The organism is Streptomyces lienomycini (assembly GCF_027947595.1).
GTDB classification, from domain to species: Bacteria; Actinomycetota; Actinomycetes; order Streptomycetales; family Streptomycetaceae; genus Streptomyces; species Streptomyces lienomycini.
Window position 1 is genome coordinate 4,286,391 of sequence record NZ_CP116257.1, and the last position, 15,487, is coordinate 4,301,877.

General features: G+C 73.0%; 12 protein-coding genes and 2 pseudogenes. 7 read left to right on the forward strand and 7 right to left on the reverse strand.

Annotated elements, in window-relative coordinates:
* Positions 1 to 82: 82 nt before the first annotated feature.
* On the forward strand, positions 83 to 1,015 hold the full coding sequence (locus BJ961_RS19375; RefSeq protein ID WP_271414046.1) for an alpha/beta fold hydrolase: 933 nt from the start codon (positions 83 to 85) through the stop codon (positions 1,013 to 1,015).
* 81 nt (positions 1,016 to 1,096) lie between these two features.
* On the opposite strand, the gene BJ961_RS19380 is transcribed toward BJ961_RS19375, so the two are convergent.
* Positions 1,097 to 1,603, reverse strand: coding sequence for a DinB family protein (locus BJ961_RS19380; RefSeq protein ID WP_271414047.1), 507 nt, complete (start codon positions 1,601 to 1,603; stop codon positions 1,097 to 1,099).
* Between the two features lie 198 nt (positions 1,604 to 1,801).
* On the opposite strand from BJ961_RS19380, the gene BJ961_RS19385 reads away from it, so the two are divergent.
* The 3 genes and pseudogenes from BJ961_RS19385 (at position 1,802) to BJ961_RS19395 (ending at position 6,489) form a co-directional block, all read left to right on the forward strand.
* Entirely contained in the window at positions 1,802 to 3,289 is a 1,488-nt protein-coding gene (locus BJ961_RS19385) for an MFS transporter (protein ID WP_271414048.1), read from the forward strand.
* A 70-nt stretch (positions 3,290 to 3,359) separates the two neighbouring features.
* On the forward strand, positions 3,360 to 4,817 hold the full coding sequence (locus tag BJ961_RS19390) for a pyridoxal phosphate-dependent decarboxylase family protein (protein WP_271417099.1): 1,458 nt from the start codon (positions 3,360 to 3,362) through the stop codon (positions 4,815 to 4,817).
* Positions 4,818 to 4,927: 110 nt separating this feature from the next.
* Positions 4,928 to 6,489 (forward strand): annotated as a pseudogene (locus tag BJ961_RS19395) (carboxylesterase/lipase family protein).
* Positions 6,490 to 6,545: 56 nt separating this feature from the next.
* Here BJ961_RS19395 and BJ961_RS19400 read toward each other — a convergent pair.
* Together BJ961_RS19400 and BJ961_RS19405 are read right to left on the reverse strand one after the other, a co-directional pair.
* Positions 6,546 to 7,141, reverse strand: a pseudogene (locus BJ961_RS19400) (ATP-binding cassette domain-containing protein).
* 105 nt (positions 7,142 to 7,246) lie between these two features.
* Positions 7,247 to 8,326, reverse strand: a complete 1,080-nt coding sequence (locus BJ961_RS19405) for an MBL fold metallo-hydrolase (RefSeq protein ID WP_271414049.1) — start codon at positions 8,324 to 8,326, stop codon at positions 7,247 to 7,249.
* A 153-nt stretch (positions 8,327 to 8,479) separates the two neighbouring features.
* Between BJ961_RS19405 and BJ961_RS19410 the strand changes: the two genes are divergently transcribed.
* Genes BJ961_RS19410 through BJ961_RS19420 form a run of 3 tightly spaced genes read left to right on the forward strand, consistent with a single transcriptional unit; the run spans position 8,480 to position 10,292 of the window.
* Complete coding sequence (locus BJ961_RS19410) at positions 8,480 to 8,875, forward strand: LysR family transcriptional regulator (protein WP_271414050.1); 396 nt, start codon at positions 8,480 to 8,482, stop codon at positions 8,873 to 8,875.
* Positions 8,845 to 9,378: a LysR substrate-binding domain-containing protein gene (locus BJ961_RS19415; protein WP_271414051.1), complete on the forward strand. Its 534-nt coding sequence runs from the start codon at positions 8,845 to 8,847 to the stop codon at positions 9,376 to 9,378. Before BJ961_RS19410 ends, BJ961_RS19415 begins: the two co-directional genes overlap by 31 nt.
* Complete coding sequence (locus BJ961_RS19420; RefSeq protein ID WP_271414052.1) at positions 9,375 to 10,292, forward strand: serine hydrolase; 918 nt, start codon at positions 9,375 to 9,377, stop codon at positions 10,290 to 10,292. The genes BJ961_RS19415 and BJ961_RS19420 overlap by 4 nt, the downstream gene beginning before the upstream one ends.
* Before the next feature lie 43 nt (positions 10,293 to 10,335).
* Here BJ961_RS19420 and BJ961_RS19425 read toward each other — a convergent pair whose 3' ends face one another.
* The 4 genes from BJ961_RS19425 to BJ961_RS19440 form a co-directional block, all read right to left on the reverse strand.
* Complete coding sequence (locus BJ961_RS19425; RefSeq protein WP_271414053.1) at positions 10,336 to 11,709, reverse strand: NtaA/DmoA family FMN-dependent monooxygenase; 1,374 nt, start codon at positions 11,707 to 11,709, stop codon at positions 10,336 to 10,338.
* Between the two features lie 18 nt (positions 11,710 to 11,727).
* On the reverse strand, positions 11,728 to 12,927 hold the full coding sequence (locus BJ961_RS19430) for an LLM class flavin-dependent oxidoreductase (protein WP_271414054.1): 1,200 nt from the start codon (positions 12,925 to 12,927) through the stop codon (positions 11,728 to 11,730).
* Between the two features lie 168 nt (positions 12,928 to 13,095).
* Positions 13,096 to 13,860 (reverse strand): amino acid ABC transporter ATP-binding protein, encoded by a 765-nt coding sequence (locus BJ961_RS19435; protein ID WP_271414055.1) that lies wholly within the window; start codon positions 13,858 to 13,860, stop codon positions 13,096 to 13,098.
* Positions 13,861 to 13,951: 91 nt separating this feature from the next.
* A complete protein-coding gene (locus BJ961_RS19440) occupies positions 13,952 to 15,052 on the reverse strand; it encodes an ABC transporter substrate-binding protein (RefSeq protein ID WP_271414056.1) in 1,101 nt (366 codons plus the stop codon).
* Between the last annotated feature and the right edge of the window lie 435 nt (positions 15,053 to 15,487).

Here is a 15,487-nt window from a genome sequence, read left to right on the forward strand (position 1 = left end):
TTAGGGTGAAGCTCCTGATCACCCTCTGTTTCGACGATCAGGCCGACCCTCAGCACACACTTCACGCCGACGGAGGAGAACGATGAACGAGCCCGCAAGCGCCCCCGGCGTCCCCGGCAACCCGGTCCGCGACCTGCCGCTGCCCGACCTGGCCGGTTTCACCCACCGTTGGGTCGACGCGGACGGCGTCCGGCTCCACGCGGTCGAGGGCGGCCGGCCGGAGGGCCCAGCCGTCGTGCTGCTCGCCGGGTTCCCGCAGACCTGGTGGGCGTGGCGCGAGGTGATGCCGCCCCTGGCCGCCCGCTTCCACGTCATCGCGTTGGACCTGCCGGGCCAGGGCCACTCCGAACGCCCGGACATCAGCTACGACACGCACACGGTCGCCGCGCACGTCCACGCCGCGGTCGAGGCGCTCGGAGTCTCCGTGTACTGGCTGGTCGCCCACGACATCGGCGCGTGGGTCGCCTTCTCCCTCGCCCTGGAGCAGCGGAGCCGGTTGCGCGGCCTGGCGCTGCTCGATGCCGGCATCCCGGGCATCACGCTCCCCGACGCCGTCCCGACCGATCCCCAACAGGCCTGGAAAACCTGGCACTTCGCCTTCCACCTGGTGCCCGACCTGCCCGAGACGCTGCTCACCGGCCGCGAACGGGAGTACGTCGGCTGGTTCCTGAAGGCCAAGACCCTCGCCTCCGACACCTTCGACGACGCCGACATCGAGCACTACGCCGCGTCCGTGGCGGCGGACGGCGGTCTCCGTGCCTCCCTGGCCTACTACCGGGACGCCACCGAGTCGGCGCGCAGGAACCACGAGGCGCTGGCGCGACAGCGCCTGACGGTTCCGGTTCTCGGGATCTCCAGCAGCCACGGCTCCATCCCCGACATGGCGGCTTCCGTCCGGCCGTGGGCCGACCACGCCACCGGGATCGTCGTGCCGGACGCAGGACACTTCATCCCCGACGAACAGCCCGACGCCGTCGCTGCCGCGCTGACCGGCTTCATCGCCGAGGACGGCTGAGAGGGGCCCCGAAGCTCGCCGCCGCGACGGTCGGTGGGTGGGTGGCGGCCGGGACGAGCTTGCCGCGGGTGCGGCCGGCGCCTACTCGCCGACGGCTCCGTCGATCGCCTCGCGCAGGAGGTCGGCGTGGCCGTTGTGCCGCGCGTACTCCTCGATCATGTGGGTGAGGACGTAGCGCAGGGAGATGGTCACGCCGCCACAGTCGACGGTGCCGTCGACCGAGGCGAAGGAGCGGGCGACGGCACGGGCGTGGGCGCACTCCTCGTGCCAGACCGCGAACGCCTCCTCCACGTCGGCGTCCTCGACGTGGAAGTCCGCGAACGTGCCGTCGACCTCTCCGGGCCACAACGACTCCAGGTCCTCGGCGTTCAGGGCGAAGCGGAACCAGCTTCGCTCGACGGAGGCCGCGTGGCGTACCAGGCCGAGGAGTGTGAGCCCCGAGGTCGGCACCGCCTTCTGCTTCAGCTGCTCGCCGGTCAGTCCCCGGCACTTCATGGCCAGGGTGGCACGCTGGTGGTCGAGGAACGAGGTGAGCGACGCACGGTCGTCGGCCACCTTCGAAGGGGGGATGCGCTGTTCGTCGTTCACCGCCCCATGATGGCAAGGCCGTCTCCCCGCGGGCCACCCCGCGTACGAGGTGATCCGAAAGTCAACACAGGTCCGAAACAGCGTCGTTGGGTCTCCACAGGTCGGTCGCGGAACTATCCTCGGAGCCCTGCCGGCGCCAGGGGGCCGCCGTTGCCGAGTGACGTCACGTACAGGTGGTCGACCGGAAGGCGAACGGACATGCCCGAGGCACCCGCACCGCGGACCGGCCCCGAACTGCCCGGTGCCGTCCGCGTCGGATACGGACTCGGTTCCCTCGCCACCGGAGCCTTCGGCACGGTGCCCGGGCTCATCCTGCTCTACTACCTGACGGACGTACTGGCCGTGCCGGCGGTGGTGGCCGGTGCCGCCGTGTTCCTGCCCAAGGCGTGGGACGTCCTGGTCAACCCGCTGATCGGGGCCGCCGCCGACCGCAGCCGGGCACGCGGCGGTTCACGCAGGCCCTTCCTGCTGGCCGGCGCGATCACCCTGCCGCCGCTGTTCGCGCTGATCTTCGCCGCTCCTCCGCTGCACGGTGCTGCCGCCGCCGCGTACGTGTCCGTGCTGTTCCTGCTCGCGGCGACCGCCTACGCCGTGTTCCAGGTCCCGTACGTGACGATGCCGGCCGAGATGACCGAGGGCCCGGTCGAACGGGGCCGGGTGCTGGGCTGGCGGGTCGGTTTCCTCGGCGTCGGCATCCTGCTCTCCGGCGCGCTGGCGCCCGCCCTCGCCCGCGAGGGGCCGAGCGCCTCGTCCGGCTACCGCACGATGGGCGTGGTGGTGGGAGCGCTGCTCGCCGTCGGCATGTTCGGTGCCTGGCACTGCACCCGGCACGCGCCGGTCGTGCTGCGCAGCGAGGCCGAGGGGTCGCTGCGCGCTCAGTTCGCCGCGGGCCGGGACAACCCCGCCTTCGCCGCGCTGGCGGGGATGTGGGCGGTGCAGGCGCTCGCGGTGGGCGTGATGCTCGCCGGGACGCAGTACTTCGCCACGTACACCCTCGGTTCGGCGGGTGCCGTCACCCCGCTGTTCGTCTGCATGATCGGGCCGATGGCGCTGGTCATGCCGCTGTGGAACAGGCTTGCCCGGGCGCGTTCCACCGAGTACGCCCAGTGGTGCGCGTCGCTGCTGTTCACCGGGGCCTGCGCCCTGCTGTCCCTGACGCCGTACACCGGGGCGGTCGTCGGGTACGCGGCCGTGGCACTGTCCGGAGTGGCGTACGCGGGGCTGCAGTTGCTGCCGCTGACCATGCTGGCTCACACCCTGGCCGCGGACGCCCGACGCAGCGGACGGCGCCGGGCCGCCACCTTCACCGGACTGTGGACCGCCGCCGAGACGCTCGCCATGGCGCTGGGACCCGCGCTCTTCGCGCTGGTGCTGGCGGCCACCGGGTTCCGCTCCTCCGACGCCGGCCGTCGGGCGACCCAGCCGTCGTCGGCCGTCACGGGCATCGCCCTCGGGACGAGCCTGCTGCCCGCAGCCCTCTCACTCGCCGCGCTCCTGCTGCTCGCCCGCTACCGGCGGGCATCCGCCCGGCTGGACGCCGCCGACGGCCCGCCCGGGGACCCGTCCGGTGGCAGGCCGGACCCGCAAGCGCCGCCCGTCCCGTCCCTCTCCCCCGCTGCCGAAGCCGCACCCGCACCCATGCCCGCACCCGCGCCCGCGCAGGAGGACCGTCACCGTGACCACTGAACCGACCGCCTCGCAAGTCTCCCCCCGTCCCCCCGCCCACGGCTCCGGCGACGAGGGGCCGCGCTCCGCGCTGGGTGACGCCGGACGGCCCGTGTCCGAGGTGCTGGCGGAGCTGGACGGCCTGCGTGCGGCCGACGCCCCGACCCGGGGCGGCCGGACCTTCGCGTACGTCTACGATTCCGGCCGCCCCGGCGTGGACGAGCTGGCGGCCTCCGCCTACCGGACGTTCGCGACCGTCAACGGCCTCGACCCGACGGTCTTCCCGAGCGTGGCCCGGCTGGAGAACGACGTGGTCGGCGCGGTCGTGCGGGTCCTCGGCGTACCCGGCGCGCAGGGCACCTTCACCAGCGGCGGCACCGAGTCGATCCTGCTGGCGGTGAAGACGGCCCGGGACCACGCGCGCGCCGAACGCGGTGTGGACCGCCCCGAGTTGCTGCTGCCGTCGACCGCGCACGCCGCGTTCCACAAGGCAGCGCACTACCTCGGTCTCGACCCGGTGGTGGTGCCGGTCGACCCGGTGACCTTCCGGGCGGACGCGTCCGCGACGGCGGCGGCGATCACCGACCGCACCGCACTGGTCGTCGTGTCGGCACCGTCGTACGCGCACGGTGTGATGGACCCGGTGCCGCAGGTCGCGGCGGCCGCGGCGGAGCACGGGGTGCTCTGTCACGTCGACGCGTGCATCGGCGGCTGGGATCTGCCCTTCCTCGCCCGTACCGGACGGCCCGTGGAACCGTTCGGACTGTCCGTGCCGGGCGTCACCTCCCTCTCGGTCGACCTGCACAAGTACGGGTACGCGGACAAGGGCGCGTCGGTCGTGCTGTACCGGGACGCCCGACTCCGGCGCCACCAGTACTTCGCGCACGCGGGCTGGCCCGGCTACCCGGTGGTCAACCCGACCGTGCAGGGCACCAAGTCGGGCGGGCTGCTGGCGCAGGCCTGGGCGGTGCTGCGCCACCTCGGCGCGGACGGCTACACCGAGTTGGCCGGGCGGGTGGCGACGGCCACCGGTGAACTGCTCGCCGGGCTGCGGGCCCTGGACGGCGTACGGGTGCTGGGCGAACCGGCGGGCAGCCTGGTCGCGGTCGCCGTGACCGGTCCGGGCGGGGAGGCCGACCTCGGCCTGATGCTGCACGTGGCCGACGAGATGCGGGTGCGCGGCTGGTACCTCCAGCCCCAGCTGTCCTACGACGGGCTGCCGCCCAACCTGCACCTGACCCTGACCCCGGCGACCGCCGATCGAGTCGGTCCGCTCCTCGCCGACCTGGCCGCCTCGGTCACCGCCGCGCTCGCGGCCGAGCCCGTCACCGTCGACCCGGACCTGGCCGCGCTGGCCGCCGGGCTCGACCCGGACTCCCTCACGCCCGAGGACGTCGCGGGCATCCTGGCCTTCGCGGGTCCGGGCGGTGCCGGCACTCCCGGCCTGCCGTCGCGCACGGCACCGGTGCTGGCCCTGCTGGACGCGCTGCCCCCGCGCCTGAAGGAACGGCTGCTCACCGAGTTCGTCTCGTCCCTGTTCCAGGTCTGACCAGGTTCCATGTCCGACCGCCCTCGTCCGCGCGGTCGACGCCACCGGGGATTGACATCGACGGTGCGTGGATGCGGGCGATCTTGGTGTTGGTCCTGGCTCGCCCGGCGATGCGACGCTGGGGCCTCCGACCCGTCACTGTGCAGCGAGAGGCAGGCTCTGTGGACGTCTTCGAGACGACGTACGGCTCGGTCCGGGGGTTTCGGGCGGCCGCCGACGTCGTCGCCGCCCTCGGCATCCCGTACGCCGCGCCGCCGTTCGGGGCCAACCGGTTCCGGGAACCCCTCGCGCCGCGGCCGTGGACCGGGGTGCGGGACGGCGGGAGGTTCGGTCCGATCGCCCCGCAGTCGGCTCGGCTGCCCGGGGCTCCCGTGTGGTCTCCCGGCGACGAGGACATCCTCACCGTCAACGTGTGGACGCGGGCCCCGCGGGGCGACGGCCCGCTGCCGGTCCTCGTCTGGATCCACGGCGGTGCCTACACCTTCGGTTCCTCGGCCCAGCCCGACTTCGACGGCACCGTGCTGGCCCGCGCCGGACTGGTCGTGGTCACGCTCAACCACCGCATAGGTTTCGAGGGATTCGGCCACGTCCCGGCGGACGGGGCGATCGCCCACCCGGACAACCGGGGCCTGCTCGACCAGGTCGCCGCCCTGCGTTGGGTGCGCGAGAACATCGCCGCCTTCGGCGGTGACCCCGACAACGTCACCCTCGCGGGCCAGTCGTCCGGGGCTGCCTCGGTCGCCTGCCTCATGGTGATGGACCGCGCCCGCGGCCTGTTCCGCCGTGCCATCGCGCACAGCCCCGCCAGCCCCTGCTACACACGCGACATCGCCGCCGCGACCACCTTCGAGATCGCCGCCGCGGCGGGCTGCCCGGCCACGTCCGCGGGCTTGGCCTCCGCGAGTCCGCAGGCCCTGGTCGAGGCCGCCGACGAGGTGGTCGACCGCTACCGGCGCGACCCCGCCTCCGGGTCCCGCCACTACGACCCCTCGCTCTACGCCCCGTCCTCGACGGCGTCGTCCTGCCCACCGACCCCCTCACGGCAATGGCGGCCGGTGCGGCCCGGGACGTGGACCTGCTGGTCTGCCACACCACGGAGGAGTACTGGCTGCTCGATGCCGTCGGCAGCAGCGCGAAGGTCACCACCGACACGCAACTCGGCCGTTTCGGCGAGGACTTCGGGCTCCCCGACGGCCTGGTCGCCGGTTACCGCGCCGCGATGCCCGACGCCCCGGTGCTCGACGTCTACCTCGCCGTCTACAGCGATCTGCTGTTCGGTGAGTACAGCAACCGACTCGTCGAACTCCACGCCCGGGCCGGCGGGCGGGCGTTCCTGTCCCGCTTCGACCGGCGGCGCACGGACCCGTCCGCGGTGGTGCGCGCCTGGCACTGTGCGGACGTCCCCTTCGCCTTCGGCAACCTGGACGACGATCGCCTGGCATTCCTCATCGGCGGCCCGCCCACCCCTGCGGACCACGGTCTCGCTCGGCGTATGGTGCGCGCCTGGGCCGACTTCGCCACCACCGGAAGTCCGGGCTGGCCGTCCCTCCGTGAATCCGCCACCGAGGTCAGGACGTGGACGACCGGCGACCAGGCGGACACCGGCAGCCCGCCCGTCGCCGCCGTCCGGTCTCTCTGGGCCGACGCCGACTTCCCGGTCCTGCGTCCGTGAGCCGGAACCCGGGCCGTGCTCCGGCCCGGGCGGGTGGCGCATGCCGCGGCCGGCGTTCAGCCCACCCCGGTCCGCGCCGTCTCGGGCAGTTCCAGCTCACCGCCGGTGAACCGGGCCCGCAGCGCGCGATCGTGTGTGACCAGTACGACGGCTCCGGGGAACCCGGTCAGTGACTCCTCCAGCTCCTCGACCAGCACCGGTGACAGGTGGTTCGTCGGCTCGTCGAGCAGCAGCAGGTCGGCGGGCTGCGAGACGAGTCGGGCCAGATCCACGCGGCGGCGCTGGCCGTAGGACAACTCGCGGAGGCGCAACCCCAGTTCCGCCGGGCGGAAGAGGCCGAGGGCGAGCAGGGCGTCGGCGTGCTCGTCGGAACCTCGCCGCCGTCCGGGCGCTCCCGGCCCGCGACGAGCCTGAGGAGGGTGGACTTCCCGGCGCCGTTGTCACCGATCAGCCCGGCCTTCTCGCCCGGTTTCAGCGTGAGGGAGACCTGGTCCAGGACGGTGCGGCCCGGGTAGCGCTTGGTGACGTGGGAGAGGGTGAGTTGTGAGGTGTGCAAGATCGGGTCCCTCCTGGCCGCACGGGTTCGGGCCCGGGCCGGATCGGAGTGGATGGCTGCACGGCGGGGCGCGGCGACGGCGGAGCTGTGCTCCACGCCGTCGGCGCCGCTGATCTCACAGGGAACCCATGCGGACGACGGTACGTCACGGCGAGCGAGTACGCAAGACGATACGTCTCGCCTTGTTGGGCCCGCGGGGGTTCAGAGTTCCACCGGTTCGAGATGGCGGGGGTCGAGGACACGGCCGTCGGCCCCGATGACCTGCTGGAGCCGGTCGACCACGCGTCGGTTCACCGTGTCGTGCAGCGTGGGGTCGTCCAGGGCGGTGACCAGGTCGTCGTGGTGGCTCGGGACGATGACCGGCGGCCGGCCCAGCGTGTCGACGGCGCGCTCGAAGTAGTCGTGTACGGCGGCGTGTCCGCTGGCCCCCAGTACCAGGACGTCGGGGGTGGCGCCGGTGACCGCGCGCGCCGCGAAGTTGGCCGAGCCGCTGAGGAACATGACGCTCAACCGGTCGCCCACCGTGACCTGGTAGCCCAGGGTGCCGCCCTCCACCAGATCGCCCAGTGACCGGGGCCGGGCCGGAGGTGCGGTCAGGGTGCCGTACGGGTCGAAGCCGTAGCCGCCGAGTTGGCTGTGCAGGCTGCGTACGACCTCGATGGTGAAGTCGGGGCGGGTGGGCCTCTCGGACGACTGGAGGGGGTGGCGCAGCACCTCCTCCCCCGAGACCGCCACCAGGCGGTGCGGGCGCCCGGTGCCGGGGACGCCCATGGCGGTCAGCAGGTGCAGATGGGTCTCGGTGCCCAGGATGTTGATCTCCCGGTCCCGCCATGCGGGGTGGTCCAGGAGGTGGGGGACGTCGGCGAGATGGTCCCAGTGTCCGTGCGTCAGCAGGATGAACTCGGGCGCGGAGGTGAGGTGTTCACGCAGTACCCAGTCGATGATCCGGTGGTTCACCCGCAGTTTCCGCGTCATGTCGGCCTTGCCGGCCGCGTCCGTGTAGGGCTGCCGGGTGAGGTACGGGTCGATGAGGAGGCGGTGGCCGTCGAAGCTCAGCTCCCACCCGGCGACGCCGAGCCAGCGCAGCCGCACACCGCTGCGCCCCGGGCGGACCGTGCCCCGGGCGGAACCGCCCCGCGGCTCGGCGGCCGAGCCGGGCGCGGCCGCGCCCACGGCCCCGGCCGCGCCCGCGACTCCCGCCGAGCCCGCGGCGAGGCTCGTCCTCAGGACGCCGCGCCGGCTCACCCGTCGCGGGGCGGATGGGGGCTGCTGAGAGAACATGGCTGGGCTCCTTCACCTGACGCGCGCCTCAACTGGTTGTTCCGAGGCGGCTCTTGAGGACAGGAGTGAAGCCTCGGAGACCCTTCCGTGTCGAATACACTCTCGACCGCGGGTCGATTCGCCGGGCGTATCGCACCAGATCACGGGGGACGCATGCTGACCGAACGGCATCTGGAGATCTTCGTCGCCCTCGCGGAGGAGGAGCACTTCGGTGACGCCGCACAGCGTGTGGGCATCACGCAGCCGCCGCTCTCGCAGGCGCTGCGCCGCCTGGAATTGCTGCTGGGGGTACGGCTGTTCGACCGGGAACGCGGGGTCTCCCTCACCGAGGAGGGCGCGGCCCTGCTCCCGCACGCCCGCCGGGCGCTGACCGCGCTGGGCGAACTGCGGGAGACCGGCTCCCGGGAGAGCGCGGACGGCCGGCGTCTCCGGCTCGGCCTGCCGCCGGAGCTGCCGCCCCGGCTCGGCGCGACCGTCGCCGCCTCCCCGTGCGGGGCGGCGTCCGGGCCAGGGTCTCGGTGGTCACGGCACCGACGGCGACGCTGCTGACGGACGTCTCCGCGGGACGGCTCGACCTCGCCGTCGTCCGCCATCCCGCCGTACTGCACGGTCTGTCCGCGGGGCCCGTGACGCTGCTGCCGACGTGGCTGCTGGAGCCGGACCGGGCGGAGGCGGCCCAGCGCGACGCCGCGCACCTGGCGCGGGGGCTGCCGTACGCGGTGCGGCCCCGTGCCGAGTCGCCCGCGGCGCATGATCTGTTCCTGGACACGATCGCGGGGCGGGGGCGGCGGGTCGAGACGGTGGTCGTCTCCGACGAGCGCGCCGGGCTGGCCCTCGTCGCCGCCGGTCAGGCCGTACTCGTCACCGCGGACGAATCGCTCACGGCGGACGGCGTCTCCCGGCGGCCGACCACCTCCCCGGCGCTGCCGCTGCGGCTGCGGGTGGTGTGGGACGCCCGGCGACTCGCCGCCGCGCACGCCGCCGCGGCGGCCGAAGCCCTGGTCGGCGCGCTGGCTTCGGCGCACCGCCCGGGTGCGGGGGCGGCCCGATGAGCACGACGGCCTCCGACCGGGGCGACCGGGGCATCCGGCGCACCCTGCGCGCGATGTTCGACGACGCGGGCGTACACGGCCGGCTCCATGTGGCCGAACTGCACCGGCCCTCGGCGGCGGTGGCCCTCGACGCGGACGAGGCCGTGCTGATGGGCTCGGTCTACAAGGTTCCGCTGGCGGTGGCCTACTGCAGACAGGTGGACGCCGGTGTCCTCGACCCCCGGCGCCGGGTCGCCCTGCCGCCCGGGGACAGGCTGCCCGGGCCCACCGGCATATCGCAGCTGTGCGACGAGGTGTCCATGTCCCTGCGCGACCTGGTCGTCATGATGATGAGCATCTCCGACAACACCGCGGCCGACGCGGTGCTCCGCCACGTGGGTGCCGAGGCGTTCGACGACGCCTGCCGGGCCCTGGGCCTGGTGCGCACGCACCTGGGCGACGGTGCCGCGGGCACCCTGGCCCGGCTGCTGCGGGTGACCGGGGCCGATTCCGTGGGCGCCGCCATGGCGCGGATCGCGGACAACGACCGGGCGGTACCACCCGGTCTCTACGACCCCGCCTGGGTGGCCTCGACCACCGCCGCGGAGATGGCGCGTCTGCTGCGCGCCGTCTGGACCGACGAGGCTGCCTCTCCCGAGGGCTGCGCGTTCGTCCGTCGCGCCATGGGACTCCAGCCCTGGCAGCACCGGCTCGCGGCGGGCTTCCCCTACGACGACGTGGCGGTGTACGGGAAGACCGGGACGTTCGGCGTCATGCGGCACGAGGTCGGGGTGGTCGAACTCGCCGGTGGCCGCGCGTACACGGCTGTCGTCTTCACACAGGCCGCGCGTGCCGACCGCCGGCTGCCCCGTGCCGACGCGGTGATCGGTGCCGTCGCCCGCCGCGCCGTCGAGTACCTGAGCGGGAGGGAGTGATCTCCGGCCGGCTCGGGAGGGCACCGTTCGCCGGAACCAGCCGTCACACCACCCGCCGACCGCCGCGTGCCTCGTCGGGGTGGGCGAGGCCGAGCTGGTGCCGCAGCGTCGGCCCCTGGTACTCCGTGCGGAAGACGCCTCGTTCCTGGAGGAGCGGGACGACCCGGTCGGCGAAGACGTCCAGGCCGCCCGGTGTGATGTGGGGGACGAGGATGAAGCCGTCGGAGGCGTCGGCCTGCACGAACCGGTTGATGGTCCTGGCGACGGTCGCCGGGGAGCCCACGAAGTTCTGGCGGTTGCCGGTGTTGATGACGAGGTCGCGGATGGACCAGCCGTGGGCGGCGGCGAGTTCGCGCCACTCGCGGGCGGTGGCGAGCGGGTCGCGGTACATCCTCACCTGGGCACGGCCCTCGGCGATGTGGTGGTCGCCGACGTCCGGGTCGATGTCGGGCAGCGGCCCTTCGGGGTCGTACGAGGAGAGGTCCCGGTTCCAGACGAACTCCAGGTGCTTGAGGGCGGTGGCCCCGCTGACCTGCCGACGGCGCACCTCGCGCGCCAGTTCCTCGGCCTGCGCGTCGGTGTCGCCGAGCACGAAGGTGGCGGCGGGCAGGACGAGGAGTTCGTCGGGGCGGCGGCCGTACTTGGCGAGGCGGTTCTTGACGTCGGTGTAGAACGCCTGGCCCCCCTCCAGCGTGGCGTGTCTGCTGAAGATCGCGTCGGCGTCGGCGGCGGCGAACTCGCGCCCTTCGTCGGAGTCGCCCGCCTGGAAGACGACCGGGCGGCCCTGCGGTGAGCGCGGGACGTTGAACCGGCCGTGGATGTCGAAGTGCCGGCCCGTGTGGACGAAGGAGCCCGCCTTCGCGTCCCGCAGGAAGGTGCCGCCGGTCTGGTCGGCGAGGATCTCGTCGCCGTGCCAGGAGTCGAAGAGTTCGTTGGCGGTGGCGAGGAACTCCTTGGCGCGGCTGTAGCGCTCCTCCCGCGGGAGGTAGCCGCCGCGGCGGAAGTTCTCGCCGGTGAAGGCGTCCCAGGAGGTGACCACGTTCCATGCCGCGCGGCCCCCGGAGAGGTGGTCGAGGGCGGCGAACTGCCGGGCGACTTCGTAGGGTTCGTTGAAGGTGGAGTTGATGGTGCCGGTCAGCCCGAGGTGCTCGGTGACGGCCGCGAGTGCGGCCAGCACGGTGAAGGTGTCGGGTCGGCCGACGACGTCCAGGTCGTAGATCTTTCCGCCCTGTTCCCGCAGCCTGAGCCCTTCGGCGAGGAACAGGAAGTCGAACTTGGCGCGTTCGGCGGTCTGCGCGAAGTGCCTGAACGATCGGAAGTCGATGTGGCTGCCGGCCTCCGGGTCGCTCCACACGGTGGTGTTGTTGACGCCCGGGAAGTGGGCGGCCAGATGGATCTGCTTCAGCGGCTTGCTCATGGGTCGCGTCCCTCCGGCTCAGGCGGCGTAACGGTTGGCGGGCCGGGCCAGTCCCAGCAGCCCGCGCAGGGTGTCCGCCTCGTAGGCGAGGCGGAAGGCTCCCCGGCGCTGGAGTTCGGGAACCAGCTTCCGGGTGATCGCCGGCAGGTCGTGGCCCAGGACGGCGGGGCGCAGCCGGTATCCGGTGAGGCCGGCCGACCGCCATTCCTGGAGCAGGTCGGCGAGGGCCGCGGGCGTGCCGGTGAAGACGGCGGCGTCGCTGGTGTACGGCTCGCCCGCGAGGGCGTCGAGGCGCTCGCGTCGGGCGGCCGCGGCCCCGGGGGCGTCGTCGAGGAAGACGACGAGGTCGGCGAAGACGTGCAGCGGCTGACCGGCGCGGCCGGCCGCCTCCTGCTCGGCACGGATCTCCGCGACGACGGTGCGGGCCTGCCCGGCGCCGTGCGGAGTGACGTACCCGATGTCGCCCTGACGGGCCACCAGCCGGTAGGGCACGCTCTGGTGGGCGAGAGCGCTGACCACGGGCTGGCCCTGTGGCGGGCGGGGGGTGATGGACGGGCCCCTGACGCTGAAGTGTCTGCCCTCGAAGTCGATGTAGTGCAGCTTGTCGCGGTCGACGAACCGGCCGGTGGCGGTGTCCCGGATCTCCGCGTCGTCCTCCCAGCTGTCCCAGAGGCGGCGTACGGCCTCGACGTAGTCGGCGGCCTCGTCGAAGAGGTCCGTCACCGCTTCGCGGGTGGCCGGGCCGTCGTGGGCGTCGATGCGCGGGACCGTGCGGCGGCCGAAGTGCGCGGCCTCGTTCGGCCGTGCGCTGACCTGCACGCGCACCCCGGCGCGGCCGTCGCTGACGTAATCGAGGGTGGCGATCGCCTTGGACAGGTGGAAGGGCTCCGTGTGGGTGACGACCGCGGTCGGGACCAGGCCGATGTGCCGGGTGAGGGGCGCGACCCGGGACGCGATGAGGACGGCGTCCAGCCGGCCGCGGACCTGGTCGGTGCGGTCGTCCGGTTCGAGGGAGTGGGCCGACTGCGGGCCGAGGCCGTCCTCGACGGTCACGAAGTCGAGCAGGCCGCGCTCGGCCTCGGTGACCAGGTCGGCCCAGTATCCGGCGGTGAAGAGGTCCCGGGGGCGGGCGACGGGCTCCCGCCAGGAGGCCGGGTGCCAGCCGGTGCCGTCCAGGGCGACGGCGAGACGCAGCGGAGTGGGAGGGGTTGAGGACACGAGTGGGTGCCTTCCTGGCAGGGGCGCGGTGCGCGGGGACGGATGGCGGCCGGACGCTCGGTGCCGGGCTGCCGCCGCCGGTCCGTCCTGGGCAGGCCGGCGGGTGGATCTCGGACTTCGACGGTGCGGCGGGGGACGAGGGGGCACGTCGGTCTCCTCGCGGGGCGGTCAGAGGACCTTGGAGAGGAAGGCGCGGGTACGTTCGTGCCGCGGCGCGTCGAGGACGGCCGCGGGCGGGCCCTTCTCGACGACGACCCCGTCGTCCATGAACACCACGGTGTCGGCGACCTCGCGGGCGAAGCCGATCTCGTGGGTCACGACGATCATGGTGGTGCCGGTGCGGGCCAGGTCCTTGATGACGTCGAGGACCTCGCCGACCAGTTCCGGGTCGAGTGCCGAGGTGGGCTCGTCGAACAGGAGCACCTTCGGTTCGAGGGCGAGTGCGCGGGCCATGGCCACGCGCTGCTGCTGGCCGCCCGACAGCTGCCGCGGATAGGCGTCGGCCTTGTCGGCGAGGCCCACGCGCTCCAGCAGGCGACGGGCCGCCTCCGCCGCCCTTCTGCGCGGGCGGCGCAGGGCGGACACCGGGGCCTCGACGAGGTTCTCCAGCACGGTGAGGTGCGGGAAGAGGTTGAAGTTCTGGAACACGAACCCGATGTTCGTGCGCTGTCTCCGAACGTCCTTCTCCCTCAGCTCGTACAGCCTGCCTCCGGAGCGGCGGTAGCCGATGAGCTCGCCGTCGACGCTGATCCAGCCGTGACTGACCTTCTCCAGGTGGTTGATGGTGCGCAGCAGCGTGGACTTCCCGGAGCCGGACGGGCCCAGGACGACGGTGACCTCGCCGGCGCGGACCTGGAGGTCGACACCGCGGAGCACCTCCTGCGGTCCGAAGCTCTTGTGGACGTCGTGGACGTCCACCATCACCTCGCTCATCGGTCGGCTCCCAAGTGGTCGAGTGGTGTGACGGACTGATCGCGCCGCGCGCGGTGGAACGGGGCGGGCGCGGTTGCGGGTCCCTGTCGGCTCATGTGTGTTCGGGCGGGTTGATCCGCGACGTCTCGATCGCGGAGGCGGAGGTGCCCCACTTCTCGAGGATCCGGGCGTACGTGCCGTCGTCGATCAGCTCGTTGACGGCTGCCTGGAACGCCTCGGTGAGCGGGGAGTCCTTCTTGAAGGTGAAGCCGACGTCCAGGCGGTGGTACTCGCCGAGGAACGCGGTGTGCGCGGCCGGCTGCGACGCCTGGTACCGCAGGCCGTTGATGGTCGACATGATCACGTCGATGCGGCCCTGCTGGAGCGCGGTGACGGTGGCCCCGTTGTCCGAGTAGACCTTCACGTCGTACGGCTTCTTGTCGGCCTTCTCGCACACCTCCTTGTTCGCCTCCAGGGTCGCCTCGAAGGTGGTCCCGGCGCCGATGCCCACCGTCCGCCCGCACAGCTGGACCAGGTCCGTGACCTTCTCGCCGAACGACGTGTCGCCCTCCTTCACCGCGAAGCCCTGGCCGTCGTCGATGTAGGTGACGAAGTCGATGGTCTTCAGACGCTCGGTGGTGACCCCGAAGTTGCCGGTGCCGAAGTCGTACTTGCCGCTGCGCAGGGCGGGCAGGATCGTCTCGAAGGAGGCGTCCTGGCGCTCCAGCCCGATGCCGAGGACCTTGGCGACGGCATCGGCGATGTCGATGTCCTGGCCCTCGGGCTGCTGGTCCGACCCGTTCGGGTAGTACGCCGTCGGCGGGGCGGCGACGGAGCTGCCGACCCGGAGCGTGCCCGACTTCCGCACGGCGGCGGGCAGCAGCGCGGCGACGGAGTCCACCTCGCGTACGGCGGCGACCGGGTCGTCGGTCGGCGCGGGAGAGTTCCGCGCGCCTGCCACTGCCATGTCGTCGGGGTCTCCGGAGCCGCACCCGGTCAGGAGCAGCGGGGGCAGGAGCGCGGCGGCGACCACGGCGGGGCGCAGACGGCTGTCGACGCGGGGGCGCTTCACCGGCCGGCGGGCCTCGTGCGCCCGGGCGAGGCGGAGCGTGTGCTGCGCGTCGAAGGCGGCGCCGGAACGCGGGGGCGTTTCGGAGCCGTTCTCGGTGGCGGCGACGCCGGGGAACTCCGCGGGCATGACAGGGGCCTTCATGACAGGGGCCTTTCGGAACAAGGTCGTGTGCGGGCATGACGCGGGGACTCGCCGTGCGGACGCAAGGGCGCCCGTCAGGACGGCGACGAGTGGCTACAGGCGTGACGACGCCGGGGCGTCGGGGGAAGCAGTGCTGCGGCAGCGCGCGCGATGACGGAATTCGGCCCGCAACGGGTCACCGATGGAGGGAAAGGGCCGGTCGGACGGCCTGCTGCCGAATCAGGCGCAACACGCGGCGGACCACACCCGACCGAAGTCGATGTGGTCGCGAGAGACCAGGCGTTCCTGAGCAGTCATGCCCTTCATTCAGCCGCGCGCACGGCTGCCCGTCAAGCGCGGACCGCATGCGGTACCACGCCTTGAGACCGTGTTGCGGAAGCATGTACACGATGTTGCAACTCCCCGGCAGGAGTTGACCGTTCACATGTTCCAGGG

Coding starts and splice junctions, on each gene's coding strand:
- BJ961_RS19375 (WP_271414046.1), top strand. CDS start 83: ATGAACGAGCCCGCAAGCGCCCCCGGCGTCCCCGGCAACCCGGTCCGC.
- BJ961_RS19385 (WP_271414048.1), top strand. CDS start 1,802: ATGCCCGAGGCACCCGCACCGCGGACCGGCCCCGAACTGCCCGGTGCC.
- BJ961_RS19405 (WP_271414049.1), bottom strand. CDS start 8,326: ATGTTCTCTCAGCAGCCCCCATCCGCCCCGCGACGGGTGAGCCGGCGC.
- BJ961_RS19410 (WP_271414050.1), top strand. CDS start 8,480: ATGCTGACCGAACGGCATCTGGAGATCTTCGTCGCCCTCGCGGAGGAG.
- BJ961_RS19420 (WP_271414052.1), top strand. CDS start 9,375: ATGAGCACGACGGCCTCCGACCGGGGCGACCGGGGCATCCGGCGCACC.
- BJ961_RS19425 (WP_271414053.1), bottom strand. CDS start 11,709: ATGAGCAAGCCGCTGAAGCAGATCCATCTGGCCGCCCACTTCCCGGGC.
- BJ961_RS19435 (WP_271414055.1), bottom strand. CDS start 13,860: ATGAGCGAGGTGATGGTGGACGTCCACGACGTCCACAAGAGCTTCGGA.
- BJ961_RS19440 (WP_271414056.1), bottom strand. CDS start 15,052: ATGAAGGCCCCTGTCATGCCCGCGGAGTTCCCCGGCGTCGCCGCCACC.